A 15,260-nucleotide genomic window follows, 5' to 3' on the forward strand; every position below is an offset into this window, starting at 1 on the left:
GACGCCTGTTCGACGGCCCGCGCCCGCCTAGGTGGCGTCGGCGGCCGCGACGATCGTGTCGGCCACCACCCGTGGTTGGGAGACCAGCGCGACGTGCGAGGCCTGGACCTCGCTGGTGTGTGCGCCGATCCGGTTGGCCATGAAGCGCTGCGAGGCGGGCGGGATGACCGTGTCGCCCGCGGAGACCAGGTACCAGCTCGGTATGGCCGACCAGGAGGTCGGGCCGGACGGTTCGAGGTTGGCCCACAGCGCGATCGAGCGCTGGTGCGCCAGCATGGTTGCGGCCGTCGCGTCACTGACGTCGGGCGCGAAGACTCGATGGAAGGCGTCGGCGGCGATGTAGCCGTCGAGGTTCTTCCCACCGATCGCCTGGGCGTCGTCGACGACCTTCACCTGCAACGCAGGCGGGAGCAGCTGGCTGCCGGGGAATCGGATCGGGTCGAGGGCCAGCATCACCGGCTCGCCCTGCGCCGGCGCAAAGGCCGCGATATAGACCAGGGCCTTCACGTTCGGGTTCTGGGCGTTGGTGATGACGGCGCCACCGTACGAATGCCCGACGAGGACGACCGGGCCGGAGATCCCGGCCAGGGTCTTCTCGATCGCGGCGGAGTCGTAGCCGGGTCCGCGCAGCGGATTGTCGGGCACGACGACGGTGTAGCCGCGCCCCCGCAGGTCGGCAGCGACGCCATCCCAACTGGTGGTGTCGGCGAAGGCGCCATGCACCAGCACGATCGTCGGACGCGGCGCGGCGGACGCCGGCACCACGCCCGCCACGATCGTGGTCGCGAGCATGGCCAGCACCAGCAGAACGGCTCGGGCGAATCGGGTGAATCTCATCGTGCCCCCTTCGACGAAGGTACCTGCGCTCGCACGAGTCGGAAGATCACGAGAGTCGTGGTGTCGCACCGCCGTTGGAGGTTGCGATATTCCTCGTCGCCGAGCTTTCTCGACGGCGATACGGTGAGGCCGGTGGCCGCGCAGGCGTTGCTGATCGGGACGTCGACGCCGCCGAGCCGGACCAGCGACCAGGGCGCACTTTCCCGCGAGGTTCATTCTTCACCATCCCGCCGGGAGAATCCGAGGTTCCGTCCGGCGGACCGCCCCGGATGCCGCCCCTATCGCGCACATCTTCTGGCATGGACGCACACTCGTTGCGGCGCCAGAACGGGTGCGACCCTGTCAACCGGTGTGCGCCCGGACGCGCCTACTGCCCGGGGGGAAGGATGCCGCGCAGGACGATGTCGGCCAGCGATTCGGCGAGCGGCCCGGGATCGTCGACGTCGCGGACGGACAGCGCGAAGATGGCCGCGCCGGCCATGATGTCGAGGAGGGTGTCCGCGTCGACCCCGTCGCGGATCTCGCCCCTTTCCCTCGCCGCCTCGAGCCGACGCTTCAGCTCCACCCGCACCCCGGCGAGCTGTCGCACCACCAGGACCTCACGCAACTCGCCGTTTGTCCGCACCTCGCTCATCAGTCCGGGGGCCGCGGCCCGGGTGGCCGGGGATGCGAAGAGGGCGACCGCGCCCTGAACCAGCGCGCGAATCTGGTCCGCGATCGTGCCCTCGGTGCCGAGCTCGGTGAGGTCGGCGCCCTCCTCCGCGTCCAGCACCGGATAGATCGCCTCGTTGACGATGTGGGCCTTCGACGGCCAGCGCCGGTAGATCGCCGGCCGCCCGACGCCCGCGAGGGTGGCGATGGCGTCGATCGAGGTCCCCGCGTAACCCTTCTCCACCAGCAGCTGCCTGGTGGCCTCCAGCACCGCCGCGTCGATCGCCGGGTTTCGTTGCGGTCCGAGCCGGTGCTTGGCCTCGGGTTCCTTCGGCATTTTCTGCAAACCCCTTGCGTCCTCGTGTGATGGCCGTTACATTCTGTCACGACTTTAGTCGATACAAAGTGTATCGGCTAACGCCACGTGCGCATCGGCGCCACCCGAACCACGAGGAGTGGTGAATGACTTCTGACACTGTCGGCGTAGATCCCGATTACGCCGAGCTCGCCCGCCCCGGCGAATCCCGCACCGACCCCGCCGTGATGCGCAACAGCCTCGGACGCTGGCTCGCGACCGTGCTGGAACCCGGCACGGAACCCGAGGTGACCTCGGTCGACGTCCCGGCCGCGAACGGCATGTCCAACGAGACAGTGCTGTTCGACGCGACCTGGACCGAGGACGGACGCCGGACCGAGCACCGCCTGGTCGCCCGCATCGCCCCGCGCGCCAGCGCGACCCCGATCTTCCCGTCCTACGACCTGGACCAGCAGTTCCAGGTCATGCGCGCCGTCGCCGCGCACACCTCGGTGCCGATCCCCCGGGTGTACTGGTCCGAGAGCTCGCCCGACGCGCTCGGCGGCGAGTTCTTCGTGATGGAGCGGCTCGACGGGGAGGTCCCGCCCGACGTCATGCCCTACACGTTCGGATCCTGGCTGTCCGAAGCCTCGGCCGCGGACCGGTCCCGGCTCCAGCAGGCCTCGGTCCGGGTGCTCGGCGAACTGCACGCCATGACCGAGCCGCACCGGGCCTGCCCGAATCTGGCCCCCGGCGGCGCCGAACCGACCGGCGCGGAAGCGCTGCGCGCGCACGTCGAGGAGCAGCAGCGCTACTACGAGTGGGTGATCGCCGACGGCCCACGGTCCCCGCTGATCGAGCGGGGCTTCCACTGGATCGAGGCGAACCTGCCCGCCGACGCCGGTCCGGCGGTGCTCTGTTGGGGCGACTCCCGGATCGGCAACATGATGTACCGGGACTTCGAGCCGGCGGCCGTGCTCGACTGGGAGATGGCCGCGCTCGGACCACGGGAGCTCGATCTCGGCTGGATGATCTTCCAGCACAGGTTCTTCGAGGATCTCGCCGCGATGGCCGGCCTCCCCGGGATGCCCGATTTCCTGCGCCGCGACGAGGTGTCGGACACCTACCTGCAGCTGACCGGTCATCGGCCTGCGGACCTGGATTTCTACACGCTCTACGCCGCGCTGCGCCACGCCGTGATCATGTTCCGCGTGCAGAGCCGCGCCGTGGCATTCGGCCAGGCCGAGCTGCCGGCGAACCCGGACGAGATGATCCTGCACCGAGCAACGCTCGAGGCCATGCTCGACGGCACGTACTGGGCATCGATCGCATCCGGAGGCATCGAATGACGCTGTCCCCGCTCGACGACTACCCGGTGCACCAGATCGCCGAGACGATCCGGCACGTCGGCACCTCCGATCGGAACTTCTACGACCGCTACTACTTCAACTGCCATGCCGGCGTCGATGGCGACAGCGAGCCGCTGTTCCTCATCATCGGACTCGGCCAGTACCCCAATCTCGGTGTGTGCGACGGGTTTGCGGTGCTGCGGCGCGGCGACGACCACATCGTCTTCCGGGCGTCCCGCGCACTGGGCGACGATCGCATGGACCTGTCCGTCGGGCCGCTGCGGATCGAGATCCTCGAGGGCCTGCACCGCCTGCGGGTGGTGCTGGACCCGAGCCCCGAGGCACCCGACCTGAGCTTCGATCTCACCTTCGAGTCCGACGGGCCCGCCAACCTCGAGGCCCGACACTTCCACCGCCAGCTCGAACGGGTCACCTTCGACACCCAGCGGTTCGTGCAGACCGGCGCGTGGTCCGGCTCCCTCACGGTCGACGGCGAGGTCATGCCCGTCACCGCGGACACCTGGCGCGGCAACCGTGACCGCTCCTGGGGCGTCCGGCCGGTCGGCGAGGCGGAACCGCCTGGGCGCAAGGCGGATCCGGCGCTCGCGGGGAGCCAGAACTTCTTCTGGATCTACTCGATCATGCAGTTCGGCGACTACAGCATCGTCACGGTCATCCAGGAGGACCAGCAGGGTCGCCGCATCGTCGAGGATGCGACCCGGGTCTGGTCGGACCGCAGCCGGGAACCGGAGTGGCTGGGCCGACCCGACCACGAGCTGACCTTCACCCCGGGCACCCGCGAGGTCGCCGCCGCAACCCTGCACTTCCGACGCCCGGGCGCGCCCGGCGAGCCCGACCGGGTCCTCTCGGTCGCGTGTGAACCGGTGCTGCCGAACTACATCGGCGTCGGCACCGGCTACGGCCTCGAGCAGGACTGGCGCCACGGGATGTGGCAGGGCGAGTTGGTGGTCCAGGGACTGCGGGAGAAGGTCCCGGACATCGAGCCCTGGAAGAAGATGCTGTGCCCGGTCGACAACCTCGCCCGGTTCACCGTCACCGAGGACGGCGTCTCCCGCACCGGGGAGGGCCTGTTCGAGGTGGCCGTCATCGGACCCCACCAGCGTTACGGGTTCACCGGAGTCGGTGACGTCGCGCCCTGACCGGCCCGGCCCTCGCCGGGTACGACCGCCGACCGGAATCCCTTCGGTCGGTCAGTTACACGCATAAAGAGAGGCACCATCAGATGTCCACACGCTCCCGAACGCTGTCCACCCGCACCGCGAGGGCCGCCGCCTTACTGGTCGCAGGCGGTCTCCTGTTCACCGCCCCCGCCACCGCGGGCGCCTTCGATCTGAGCTCCATCGACACCGGGTCGCTCGGCGGTTCACTCGACCTCGGTTCGAGCAACCCCGTCCTCGCCCCGACCCCGAAGCTGGCCTCCGTCTCCAACTTCCGCGATGTCGCGGGCAACGACGGCGGCGGGTACGCCACCGCGGACGGCAAGCACCTCAAGCGCGGCGTCGTCTACCGCGCCAACGCACTCACCAAGACCAGCGACGCCGACAAGCAGACCCTCACCACCCTCGGTCTGGCCGACGTCTACGACCTGCGCGGCGCCAACGAGATCAGCAACCCCTTCATCGGCGGCCAGGACAAGCTCCCGGACGGCGTCGCGTACAAGAACATCCCGGTCGAGTTCGCGGACCTGATCCAGCTCGCCCAGACCATCCAATCGCCCGAACAGGCCAGGCAGTTCATGATGGACGCCAACCGCAGCTTCGTCACCGACGCCGCGCGCCGCGCGGGCTTCGCCCAGGTGCTCTCGGACATCGCCGCCGGCGACGGTGCGCAGCTCTTCCATTGCACCTCGGGCAAGGACCGGACCGGCTGGACCACCATGCTGCTGCACTCGATCGCCGGGGTCCCCGCCGCCACCACCATGAGCGACTACCTGCTGAGCAACACCTACCTCCAGGCGACCAACGAGCAGACCCTCGCCCAGATCACGGCCGCCCTCGGCCCGCAGGTCGCCACCAACCTGACCCCGACGCTCGGTGTGGACGCGACCTACCTGGAGGCCGGTCTCGCCCAGATCACCGCCGACTACGGCAGCGTGAGCAACTACCTCACCCAGGGTCTCGGACTGAGCCAGGACACCATCGCCGCACTGAAGGCGAAGCTCGTCGCGTAACCCTGCCCTGCCGACGACCCCGGGTGCCCGCACGGGCACCCGGGGTCGTGGCGTGAAGTCCTGCGATATCGCGGTTCTCGAGGCTCGGCGTCGTCGCGGTCACGAGCGGGCCTCGGCGCCCACGGCGACGGCGACACCGTCGAGAATCAGCCCCACCCCCGCGGCGAAGCGGCGGTCGTAGTCGTGGTGAGCGGCGTAGACCGAGACCGCCCGGCGCTCGGCGGGGACGGTGCCGAAGTCCCCGCGGCTGAGCCGGATGGCGACGTGCCCGGTCACGAAGTCGTGCAGCGTGGCGTAGGCGTACGTGGCCTTTTCGTCTCCCAACCCGGCCTCGCGGAAGGCGCGCACCACGCGATGCGCGGTGTCGTCGGCGCCCGGCGCCTCCAGCGCGGCCTGCCGGTGCGCCTCGAGGACCAGCGGGTGCCGCATGAGCAGGTCGTGCAAGGTGTCGGCGAAGGTCCGCGCGACCGCTCGCCACTCCTCGGGCCACTCGATGGCCGCGACGGCCTCGCCCACCAGGGTGGACACCAGATCGCGGCGCAGCGCGTCGATACCGCCCGAGGTGCGGTGCACGGCCATCGGCGAGGTTCCGAGCCGGTCCGCGAGCACGCGGAAGGACACGGCATCGAGCCCCCCGTCGTCGGCGATCTGGGCCGCGGCCTCGAGGATCTCGTTGTGGCTCACAGCCTTTCGGCGTCCCACCCTTGCGGTGTCCCCGGATTCGGCTACCATGCATTCCACCATATCGATACGCGTAACGGAATGACAAGGTGGCCGTCGTGACAGATCTGCACCAGCTCTCCGCCGTCGAACTCGCCGAGGCGATCGCCCGTCGGCAGCTCTCCGTTCCCGAGGTGACGCGCCACTTCCTCGATCGGGCGACCACCCAGGATGACGTCGGCGCCTTCACCACGGTGGCGACCGAGCACGCGCTCGAGCTCGCCGATCGCGCGCAGGCCCGGCTCGACGCCTGCGAGGATGGCCTGCCCCGGCTCTTCGGCGTCCCCACCGCGATCAAGGACCTCGAATCCACTCGCGGGATCCGAACGACGTTCGGCTCGGCCATCTTCCGTGATTTCGTCCCCGAGGTCGACGACGAGATCGTCGGGGCGCTCCGCGACGGCGGGCTCGTCGACATCGGCAAGACCACCGTCCCGGAGTTCGGCGCCGCCTGTTACACCGAACCGGACGTGGCCCCGCCCTCGCGCAGCCCGTTCGACCCCGCCCGCAGCGCCGCCGGGAGCAGCGGCGGCGCCGCGGCCGCCGTAGGCGCGGGCCTCGTCCCGATTGCACAGGGCAGCGACACCGCGGGCTCCCTGCGGTCACCGGCCAGCGTGTGCGGCGTGGTCGGACTGAAGCCGAGCCGGGGACTGCTCACCATGGGGTACGCCGGGCACGACGGTTTCGGCTTCGCCAGCAAAGGCCCGATCGCCCGGACGGTGCGCGATACCGCCGCGCTGCTGGACGTGCTCGCGACCCGCCCCGGCGCCGGGACCCTGCATCCTCCGCGCCCGGACTCCTTCGAGGACGCCGTCGTACGCGGCGCCGACGGATCGTCGCGGAGGCTGACCGTCGCGCTGGCCCAGGGATCGGTGTCGCGGGGTCCCGTGGACCCGGAGGTGTCGGCTGCCGTCGCGCGGGTGGGCGCCGTCCTGGAGTCACTGGGGCACACCGTGGTCGAGCGTCCGCAGGCCGTCGACACGGCGTTCTCGGACGCGTTCATCACGATGTTCTCGTCCCTGGCCGGCACCAAGCCCATCCCGCAGGAGTACGAGCACCTGCTGCGGCCCATCGTGCGGCACCTGCGGATTCGGGCCAGGGAGACGTCGTCGGGCGACCTCGCGGCCGCGATCGGGCTGGTGCAGGCGTGGTCGCGGCGCTGGAGCCTCGACCACGAGGACGTGGACCTGGTGATCACGCCGACCGTCACCCTGCCGCCCGTCGCCGTCGGCGAACTGCGCAACGACGCCGATCCGGCCACCGAGCTCGCGGACATGGTGGCCTTCACCGGCAACACCATCGTCGCGAACGCGACGGGCTTCCCGTCCGTCAGCCTGCCGCTGGGCTGGACCGACGAGGGGGTCCCGCTCGGCGTGATGATCTCGGCGAAGTGGGGCGCCGACGCGGACCTGCTGACGGCCGCGGCGATGCTGGAGGCGGCCATGCCGTGGCACAGCCGCTACCGTTTCGACAGGAGCTCGGTCTCATAGTCCGCCGCCGCCAGGAGGCCCCAGTCATGGATCCGATCGATCTCGACAGTCTCTTCGAGCCCTGGAACCGGACCCTGGGCGAGGACCGCACCGCCTACCGCAATCACGTCGAGCGCGTGCTGCGCCTCAGCACGACGCTCGCGGGCGGCGAACTTCCCGATCCGGTCGCGTTCCGCGTCGCGGCGGTCTATCACGACCTGGGCATCTGGAGCGACGGGACCTTCGACTACCTGGACCCCTCGACGACGCGCGCCGTCGAGTGGCTGCGCGAACACGGCCACGCCGACAAGACGGACCTGGTCACCGCGCTGATTCAGCAGCATCACAAGGTGACCGCTGCCGGGGCCGCGTGGGATGCCGTGGAGATCTTCCGCCGGGCCGACTGGATCGATGTCTCACTGGGCCTGCGCAACTTCGGCCTGCCGCGCGGGCACTACCGCGAACTGCTGCGGGAGTTCCCGGATGCCGGCTTCCATCGCCGATTGCTCGAGCTGGGCGGCAGGCGGGCACTCACCAGGCCGTGGAGTCCGCTGCCGATGTTTCGCTGGTGACGCGGCGACCTATCCGAAGCGGATCACTCGCAATTCTGTAATCATGTAATCAAGCGTCTCGTCCCTCACCGAGGAGTGCCATGACAGCGGACAGGAACACCACCGAATCCCTATTCGAGCACGTCGGCGGCAGGGAAGGACTGCACCGCCTCGTCGCGACCTGGTATCCGCGAGTCCTCGCCGACCCGCTCCTGCACCCGCTGTTCGGCGCGGGCAGCCCCAGCCACATCGACCACCTGACAGATTTCCTCGCCGAGGTGTTCGGCGGTCCCACCGTCTACACCGACCAGTTGGGCGGATTCCCCGCGCTGTTAGAGGCGCACCGCGGCAAGCAAATCAGCGAGGAGCAGCGCCAACGGTTCGTCGACCTGTTCCTCACCGCCGCGGACGACGCCGGGCTGCCCTCCGACACGAAATTCCGCACCGCATTGCTCGACTACCTCCGCTTCGGCACCGAAGTGGCCGTACAGAATTCGCATGCGACCGGCGACGTCGACCTGCATCCCTGCCAGGAAGTGCCCCGCTGGGACTGGTGAGCCGACGTCGACTCGACGCCGATCCTCGCGCGTTCCCGCCCAGCGGATCGACCCGTTGACGCCCGGCCTGCGGATTGACACGGTTGCGCCTCCGAGCAATACGAAGGGACGCACCATGACCGCTGTCGAGACCGGGTGGCACTGCCTCGGACCGGCCGAGGACTACCGCGACGGCAGGCCGCACGCCATCGAGGCGTTCGGCACCAAGCTCGTCGCGTTCGCCGACCGCCGGGGCGAGATCCGGATCCTCGACGCCCGCTGCCCGCACATGGGCGGAGACCTGAGTTACGGCTCCGTCGTGGGCGACACGATCGACTGCCCGATCCACCGCTGGCGCTGGGACGGCAACGGCGAGGCCGCAGGCGGATCCCCCCACCCGACGCCCACCCGCGCCTGGCCGACCCTCGAGCGGGACCACCTGTTGTTCGTATGGCACGACCCGGAGGACGGCCCCGCCCCATCGAACCCACGGGAGCCGGCAAGTTCCATCGCATGGACGCTCGCGACCCAGCGGTCATCCCACCGCGGCCGGTGCCCGTCGACATCTTGTAGTCCAGGTTTGTCGCTGCCCGGCGTTCGGCGTTGAAGCCGTGTCGTTTTGGGGCGCCCACGCCTGAGAGGTGCATTGACCGGCAGGCTTCCATCAATTGCGACTCAACGGGACGAACAGCGTCGAGTTCGGCATGCCTACACCGACCTGGGCGTTGAGAGTCTCGGTTCGCACTGTGTGGTAAGAATCGATTGGAAGCATCACAAGTTACCGATGGGTAACTTGCCGGGGGTGGGGACCGGTGGCGAGTTTCGACACCGGACCGGGAGGGACGCGACATGAACACTGTGACCGTGACTCTGGGCGTGATCGGCGTCCTCTTGAGCCTGCCGTGTTGGGCATCGTTCTTCGGCGGCGGGTCGACGATGGTCCGGACGGTCCGACTCGGCCAGCCGGCGCCGGATCGTTGGCGCCCCTTCTTCCCGCGCTTCAAGCAGATGATCGTCGAGTTCGCCGCGCACACCCGAATGGTGAAATTCCGGACGGTGGGCTGGGCGCATTGGCTCGTGATGATCGGCTTCCTACTGGGAATGTTCGTCGCGATGGAGGCGTACATCCAGACGTTCGACCCGGCGAGCGGGTGGCCAATCGTAAGCAGTTGGCCTATCTATCATTTCGTCGACGAGCTTCTCGGGATCATCACTGTTGTCGGCGTCCTGACATTGATTCTGATTCGCCAGCTCAACCATCCCCGCGTCCCGGCGCGACTATCCCGTTTCGGCGGATCAAACTTCCGCGCAGCCTATTTCGTCGAGGCCGTCGTCCTGATCGAGGGCGTAGGCATGATCATGGTGAAGGCCGGTCGCATCGCGATGACCGGTCACGCGGACCCGTGGACCGATTTCTTCACGATGCATGTCGCCGAACTGCTGCCCGCCAGTCCGAACATGGTGTCCGCGTTCGCTTTTGTGAAGTTGATGTCAGCGATGGTCTGGCTGTACGTGGTCGGTCGCAACATCACCTGGGGTGTCGCCTGGCACCGCTTCTCCGCGTTCCCGAACATCTACTTCAAGCGTGAGGACGACGGCGGCGTCGCCCTCGGTGCCGCGAAGCCGATGATGTCCAAGGGCAAGGCCCTGACCATGGACAACGTCGACCCCGACACCGACACCCTCGGCGCCGGCCAGATCGAGGACTTCTCCTGGAAGGGCTGGCTCGACTTCACCACCTGCACCGAGTGCGGCCGCTGCCAGAGCCAGTGCCCCGCCTGGAACACCGGCAAGCCGCTCTCGCCGAAGCTGCTGATCATGTCGCTGCGAGACCACGGCTACGCGAAGGCGCCCTACCTGTTGGCCGGTGGCCGTAAAGGCCCTGGGGGCAACGGGTCAGCCGGCGACGAGATCGGCCTGGTCGACGCCGACGGCAACGTCAACGAGGCCGCGCTCGCCGCAATCCCGGCGGCCGCCCGCACCGAGGCCGGCCGCAAGCTGATCGGCGAAACCGTCGAGGGTGAACTGGCTCCGGTCATCGACCTCGAGACCCTGTGGTCGTGCACCAACTGCGGCGCCTGCGTCGAGCAGTGCCCCGTCGACATCGAACACGTCGACCACATCATCGACATGCGCCGCTACCAGGTGCTCATCGAGTCGGAGTTCCCGTCCGAGCTGGCCGGGCTGTTCAAGAACCTCGAGAACAAGGGCAACCCCTGGGGCCAGAACTCCAAGGACCGCCTCAACTGGATCAACGAGATGGACTTCGAGATCCCCGTCTACGGCAAGGACGCCGACACCTTCGAGGACTACGAATACCTGTTCTGGGTCGGCTGCGCCGGCGCCTACGAGGACCGCGCCAAGAAGACCACCAAGGCCGTCGCCGAACTGCTCGCCACCGCGGGCGTGAAGTTCATGGTCCTCGGCGCCGACGAAACCTGCACCGGTGACTCCGCTCGCCGCGCCGGCAACGAGTTCCTGTTCCAGCAGCTCGCGATGCAGAACATCGAGACACTCAACAACGTCTTCGACGGTATCGAACAGTCCAAGCGCAAGATCGTCGTCACCTGCGCGCACTGCTTCAACGCGCTCGGCAACGAGTACCCGGAGGTGGGCGGCGACTACGAGGTCGTGCACCACACCCAGCTGCTCAACCGCCTGGTGCGGCAGAAGAAGCTGATCCCCGTCGCCTCGGTCAACGAGGACGTCACCTACCACGACCCGTGCTTCCTCGGCCGCCACAACAAGGTCTACGACGCGCCCCGTGAACTGATGGCCGCCACCGGCAGCAACCTCAAGGAAATGCCGCGGCACGGCGAACGATCCATGTGCTGTGGCGCCGGCGGTGCGCGCATGTGGATGGAAGAGAACATCGGCAAGCGCATCAACGTCGACCGCGTCGACGAAGCGCTGTCCACGGATCCGAAGAAGATCGCGACCGGCTGCCCCTTCTGCCGCGTCATGCTCACCGACGGCGTCACCGCACGCCAGGAATCGGGCCAGGGCGAAGGCGTCGAGGTCGTCGACGTCGCGCAGATGATGCTCGAATCCATCACCCGCCTCGAACCGGCCGCACTGACCGCGAACATCAAGGTCGAACCCCGAGAGAAGGCACCGGCACCCGCCGCCGAGACCGCCCCGGTCGCCGAAGCCGCACCGGCCGCTCCGGTCGCCGAGGCTGCTGCTGCTCCCGCCGCCGCGAAGCCCGCGGTCAAGGGACTGGGCATGAAGGGCCTGGCCAAGGCCCCGGGCGCGAAGGCACCGGGCGCCAAGGGCCTCCAGGTGAAGGGCGTAGCCAAGGTCCCCGGGGCCAAGGCTGCCGCACCGGCATCGGCAGACGAGGCCCACGCCGCTGAGGCACCCGCTACCGCGGCGACCCCGACCGCCAAGCCCGGCGGACTCGCCATGAAGAGCGGCGCCAAGGTACCCGGTGGCAAGGGCCTGCAGATGAAGGGCGGAGCGATGGCGCCAGGCGCGAAGAAGGCCGCCGCTCACGCCCCCGCTGTCGAGGCTCCCCACCCTGAGGCACCTGCCGCGGCCGAGCCGCCGCAGGCCAAACCCGGCGGACTCCAGATGAAGCGCGGGATCAAGACACCCGGGCGGAGGTAAGGGCACTTTCACCGGCTCGGTTCGAATCTGCCGACCTACGGCTTCCGCCCGCCCATCAACAAAGGTTGACAGCTCATGCCCATCAACCTAAGTTGATGGGCATGAGTGAGAGCCCAGACCAGGCGTTCGCGTCCGTGGTCGCCCTGCGGCGACGGGCCGATCAGCTCGAGATCGAAGCCGTCGAACAGGCGCTCGATGCCGGCTGGACCTGGGCCCAGATCGGGCTGGCGCTCGGCATTTCCGGCCAGGCCGCGCACAAGCGACTGGGCCCCCCACGCGCTCGGCGACTCAACCGCCACGCAGACAAGGAGTAGTCGATGAGGATCGCTCGCGCGCTACGTGACATGCGCACCATGAAGCAGCTGTTCGCGGAGACCGAGGCCGAGGCCGACCGTCTGGGCGATCAGAACCCGGGAGCCGAGCACCTGCTCCTCGCGGCCCTGTCCCTGCCCGACGGTTCCGCGCAGCGCATCTTCGACAGGGAAGGCGTGTCGAGAGACGCACTCCGCGACGCGATCGCTCGCGTGCACGAAGAGGCCCTCACCGCAGCAGGTTTGAGCGAACCCGGTCGCTCCGGCGCGCAGGCGCTCGAGCGGCCAAGGACCGGAGCGCTGCGACTGACCGAACCCGCGCAGGCCGCATTCAGGAGCGCGACCGCGCTGGCCAAGTCCGAGCGCAGGCCGATCTCGGGCGCCGACGTGGTCGCCGGAGTCGCGGAACTCGAGCACGGCACCGCCGCAAGAACATTGGAGCTGCTGGGCATCAGCCGATCCCGCCTGATCGAGGCGGCTCGGGCGCGCTGAGCGCGGGTCGCTACCGACGCCCCGGCGACGACAGGAGCTGGTCGTCGGCGACCCCCAGCCCGGACAGGTAGGCCGCGGCCGCCGGCGTGGGCCGCCGCGGGCTCCACACCAGGTGCTCGACCCGGGTCGGGGGATCGCGCAGCTCGACGGCACACAGGTCGGGGAACCCCGACACGATGGACGCCGGCAGCAACCCGATGCACAGGCCCTGCCGGATCAGCCGAGCGAAGAAGTCCACGGCCATCACCTCGAAGGCGACACGACGCTGGACACCGACCGCCGCGAACGCCTGATCGGACTGCGCTCGACCGGCGGAGCCCGCCGGAAAATCGACGAACACCTGGTCGGCCAGCCCCTGCAGGTCCAGACCCCTCGCCTCGGCGAGGGGGTGTCCCGGCGCCATCAACGCGACCAGTTCTCCACGCGCCAGTTCGACGCCACGGACGCCCGTCGGCTGCACGCCTGGCGGCAGGCCGAGGAAGGCGACATCCAGTGTGCCCTGGCGGATCTGGTCGATGTGATCGCCGCTCGCCCCCATTCGGAGACTGATCTGCACCTGCGGGTGACGTGCCGTGAAATCCCGTAGCGACGCGGCGAGGTCGACCGCCCCGACAGTCGGGATGGCACCGATCGCGAGCCGGCCCCGGATCTCGCCCGCGACGGCGGTGACCTCGGCCCGTGCCCGTTCCGCGGCCTCCACACTCTGCCGGGCCTCGGGGAGGAACGCCTCCCCGGCGGGCGTGAGCTCGACCCGGCGACTGGTCCGGTCGAACAGCTTTGCGCCCAGTTCTCGTTCCAGGCGCGCGATCTGGTGGCTCAGCGCGGACTGGACAACCAGGCAGCGTTCGGCAGCTCGGGTGAAGTTCTTCTCCTCCGCGACGGCGAGGACGTACCGCATCTGCTGAAGCTCCATCCATCTATCTTGAATCACGATCGTTGCGGTGACAAACATGTGTTGGACTCATTGATCTTTCTTGGCCAGGCTTTCGGTCATGACAAACCTGATGGCGCGAACGACACCGCGTGCCGCCGCTCCCGAGGCCGCGGGCGGCCTGAGCCGAGGACTGCTGCTCCTCATGTCGGTCTCGACCGGACTCGTGGCGGCGGGCAACTACTTCGCACAACCGCTCCTGGACGTGATCCGCCAGGACCTCCAGCTCAGCACGTCGACAGCGGCGATGGTCGTCACCGCCGCGCAGGCCGGCTACGCCCTGGGGCTGATCCTGTTGCTGCCGCTCGGAGATCTCCTGGAGCGGCGCCGCCTCGCGGTGGCGTTGTTCGGGGCCACCGCGGTGTTCCTCCTGATGTCGGCCGCCGCCCCCAACGGTGCGGTCCTGCTGGCTGGCACCGCACTCGCCGCCATCACCTCGGTGGCTGCGCAGGTACTGGTGACCTTCGCGGTGGCGCTCGCCGATCCGGAACATCGCGGCCGGGTGGTGGGCACCGTGATGAGCGGCCTCCTGCTCGGCGGACTGCTCGCGCGGACCGTCTCGGGAATGCTGTCGGAGTTCGGCGGCTGGCGCACGGTCTACTGGGTCAACGCGGTGCTGCTGACCGTGGTCGCGGTGTTGCTGTGGCGCGTCCTGCCCCGCCTGCACACCCCCGCCGGGATGTCCTACCCCTCGCTGCTGCGCTCGACCGTCGTCCTGTTCCGAACCGAACCCGTGCTGCGTTGGCGGGCGATCATCGCCGCGCTCTCGCTCGCCTCGTTCAACGTGTTCTGGACATCCGTCACGTTCCTACTGGTCGGGGACCACTACTCGTGGTCGGAGGCGGTGATCGGCCTCTTCGGTCTGGTCGGCGTCGCGGGGACGATCGCCACCCCTGTGGCCGGCAGGCTCGCCGACCGCGGCTACGTGCAGTGGGTGTCCGGTATCGGCACCGCACTGCTGGCGATGTCCTGGCTGGCGATCGCCGCGGGGGCGACATCGCTGGTGTGGCTGTTGGCAGGCGCGATCGCCCTGACGGTGGCGCAGCAGTCGGTGCTCAACAGCAATCAGAACGTCATCTACGCCCTGGCCCCCGAGATCCGCAACCGGCTGAACTCCGCATTCATGACGGCCTTCTTCGTCGGTGGCGCCGCAGGTTCGGCACTGACCGCCGTCGCCTGGGTGCGCGGCGGATGGGCGGGCGTGAGTGCCCTCGGGGGTGCACTCGCTCTCGCCACCTTCCTGGTCTGGGTCGCCGAGCGTGTGAGCACCACCAGGCGCAGCCCCGCCCTCCCGGCCTGACCACGGACCGCACGGACC

General features: G+C 69.1%; 15 protein-coding genes. 11 read left to right on the plus strand and 4 right to left on the minus strand.

Annotated elements, in window-relative coordinates; translation table 11 throughout:
- Positions 1-27: 27 nt before the first annotated feature.
- Positions 28-837, minus strand: coding sequence for an alpha/beta fold hydrolase (locus tag ABIC28_RS14270; protein ID WP_097211777.1), 810 nt, complete (start codon positions 835-837; stop codon positions 28-30).
- A gap of 367 nt (positions 838-1,204) precedes the next feature.
- Positions 1,205-1,825 (minus strand): TetR/AcrR family transcriptional regulator, encoded by a 621-nt coding sequence (locus ABIC28_RS14275; RefSeq protein WP_269589610.1) that lies wholly within the window; start codon positions 1,823-1,825, stop codon positions 1,205-1,207.
- 125 nt (positions 1,826-1,950) lie between these two features.
- Here ABIC28_RS14275 and ABIC28_RS14280 point away from each other — a divergent pair, with 125 nt between their 5' ends.
- From ABIC28_RS14280 to ABIC28_RS14290, 3 genes are all read left to right on the plus strand, one after another.
- The gene (locus ABIC28_RS14280; RefSeq protein WP_354579456.1) at positions 1,951-3,132 is read left to right on the plus strand and encodes a phosphotransferase family protein; all 1,182 of its coding nucleotides are present in this window, start codon (positions 1,951-1,953) and stop codon (positions 3,130-3,132) included.
- Entirely contained in the window at positions 3,129-4,292 is a 1,164-nt protein-coding gene (locus ABIC28_RS14285) for an Rv3169 family protein (protein WP_269589608.1), read from the plus strand. The genes ABIC28_RS14280 and ABIC28_RS14285 overlap by 4 nt, the downstream gene beginning before the upstream one ends.
- Before the next feature lie 83 nt (positions 4,293-4,375).
- Positions 4,376-5,323, plus strand: coding sequence for a tyrosine-protein phosphatase (locus tag ABIC28_RS14290; RefSeq protein ID WP_354579458.1), 948 nt, complete (start codon positions 4,376-4,378; stop codon positions 5,321-5,323).
- Positions 5,324-5,422: 99 nt separating this feature from the next.
- Here ABIC28_RS14290 and ABIC28_RS14295 read toward each other — a convergent pair whose 3' ends face one another.
- Positions 5,423-6,055 (minus strand): TetR/AcrR family transcriptional regulator, encoded by a 633-nt coding sequence (locus ABIC28_RS14295; RefSeq protein WP_354579460.1) that lies wholly within the window; start codon positions 6,053-6,055, stop codon positions 5,423-5,425.
- A gap of 47 nt (positions 6,056-6,102) precedes the next feature.
- On the opposite strand from ABIC28_RS14295, the gene ABIC28_RS14300 reads away from it, so the two are divergent.
- The 7 genes from ABIC28_RS14300 (at position 6,103) to ABIC28_RS14330 (ending at position 13,011) form a co-directional block, all read left to right on the plus strand.
- Positions 6,103-7,533 (plus strand): amidase, encoded by a 1,431-nt coding sequence (locus ABIC28_RS14300; RefSeq protein ID WP_354579462.1) that lies wholly within the window; start codon positions 6,103-6,105, stop codon positions 7,531-7,533.
- Between the two features lie 26 nt (positions 7,534-7,559).
- Positions 7,560-8,084: a hypothetical protein gene (locus tag ABIC28_RS14305; RefSeq protein WP_354579464.1), complete on the plus strand. Its 525-nt coding sequence runs from the start codon at positions 7,560-7,562 to the stop codon at positions 8,082-8,084.
- 80 nt (positions 8,085-8,164) lie between these two features.
- Positions 8,165-8,620 carry a group II truncated hemoglobin gene (locus ABIC28_RS14310; protein ID WP_097211784.1) on the plus strand — a complete coding sequence of 152 codons (456 nt, stop codon included), beginning with the start codon at positions 8,165-8,167 and terminating at the stop codon, positions 8,618-8,620.
- 115 nt (positions 8,621-8,735) lie between these two features.
- Complete coding sequence (locus tag ABIC28_RS14315; protein WP_502945017.1) at positions 8,736-9,206, plus strand: Rieske 2Fe-2S domain-containing protein; 471 nt, start codon at positions 8,736-8,738, stop codon at positions 9,204-9,206.
- Between the two features lie 242 nt (positions 9,207-9,448).
- A complete protein-coding gene (locus tag ABIC28_RS14320; RefSeq protein ID WP_354579466.1) occupies positions 9,449-12,208 on the plus strand; it encodes a (Fe-S)-binding protein in 2,760 nt (919 codons plus the stop codon).
- A gap of 101 nt (positions 12,209-12,309) precedes the next feature.
- Positions 12,310-12,522 (plus strand): hypothetical protein, encoded by a 213-nt coding sequence (locus ABIC28_RS14325; protein ID WP_245221121.1) that lies wholly within the window; start codon positions 12,310-12,312, stop codon positions 12,520-12,522.
- Positions 12,523-12,525: 3 nt separating this feature from the next.
- A complete protein-coding gene (locus tag ABIC28_RS14330; protein WP_097214437.1) occupies positions 12,526-13,011 on the plus strand; it encodes a Clp protease N-terminal domain-containing protein in 486 nt (161 codons plus the stop codon).
- Positions 13,012-13,021: 10 nt separating this feature from the next.
- Here ABIC28_RS14330 and ABIC28_RS14335 read toward each other — a convergent pair whose 3' ends face one another.
- Positions 13,022-13,924, minus strand: a complete 903-nt coding sequence (locus ABIC28_RS14335) for a LysR family transcriptional regulator (RefSeq protein ID WP_097214436.1) — start codon at positions 13,922-13,924, stop codon at positions 13,022-13,024.
- Positions 13,925-14,003: 79 nt separating this feature from the next.
- On the opposite strand from ABIC28_RS14335, the gene ABIC28_RS14340 reads away from it, so the two are divergent.
- On the plus strand, positions 14,004-15,242 hold the full coding sequence (locus ABIC28_RS14340) for an MFS transporter (RefSeq protein WP_354579470.1): 1,239 nt from the start codon (positions 14,004-14,006) through the stop codon (positions 15,240-15,242).
- Positions 15,243-15,260: the final 18 nt, after the last annotated feature.

Source organism: Rhodococcus sp. PvR044, from assembly GCF_040548995.1.
In the GTDB taxonomy this organism is placed as follows: Bacteria; Actinomycetota; Actinomycetes; order Mycobacteriales; family Mycobacteriaceae; genus Rhodococcus_G; species Rhodococcus_G oryzae.

Coding starts and splice junctions, on each gene's coding strand:
- ABIC28_RS14270 (WP_097211777.1), bottom strand. CDS start 837: ATGAGATTCACCCGATTCGCCCGAGCCGTTCTGCTGGTGCTGGCCATG.
- ABIC28_RS14275 (WP_269589610.1), bottom strand. CDS start 1,825: ATGCCGAAGGAACCCGAGGCCAAGCACCGGCTCGGACCGCAACGAAAC.
- ABIC28_RS14280 (WP_354579456.1), top strand. CDS start 1,951: ATGACTTCTGACACTGTCGGCGTAGATCCCGATTACGCCGAGCTCGCC.
- ABIC28_RS14285 (WP_269589608.1), top strand. CDS start 3,129: ATGACGCTGTCCCCGCTCGACGACTACCCGGTGCACCAGATCGCCGAG.
- ABIC28_RS14290 (WP_354579458.1), top strand. CDS start 4,376: ATGTCCACACGCTCCCGAACGCTGTCCACCCGCACCGCGAGGGCCGCC.
- ABIC28_RS14295 (WP_354579460.1), bottom strand. CDS start 6,055: ATGGTAGCCGAATCCGGGGACACCGCAAGGGTGGGACGCCGAAAGGCT.
- ABIC28_RS14305 (WP_354579464.1), top strand. CDS start 7,560: ATGGATCCGATCGATCTCGACAGTCTCTTCGAGCCCTGGAACCGGACC.
- ABIC28_RS14310 (WP_097211784.1), top strand. CDS start 8,165: ATGACAGCGGACAGGAACACCACCGAATCCCTATTCGAGCACGTCGGC.
- ABIC28_RS14315 (WP_502945017.1), top strand. CDS start 8,736: ATGACCGCTGTCGAGACCGGGTGGCACTGCCTCGGACCGGCCGAGGAC.
- ABIC28_RS14320 (WP_354579466.1), top strand. CDS start 9,449: ATGAACACTGTGACCGTGACTCTGGGCGTGATCGGCGTCCTCTTGAGC.
- ABIC28_RS14325 (WP_245221121.1), top strand. CDS start 12,310: ATGAGTGAGAGCCCAGACCAGGCGTTCGCGTCCGTGGTCGCCCTGCGG.
- ABIC28_RS14330 (WP_097214437.1), top strand. CDS start 12,526: ATGAGGATCGCTCGCGCGCTACGTGACATGCGCACCATGAAGCAGCTG.
- ABIC28_RS14335 (WP_097214436.1), bottom strand. CDS start 13,924: ATGGAGCTTCAGCAGATGCGGTACGTCCTCGCCGTCGCGGAGGAGAAG.
- ABIC28_RS14340 (WP_354579470.1), top strand. CDS start 14,004: ATGACAAACCTGATGGCGCGAACGACACCGCGTGCCGCCGCTCCCGAG.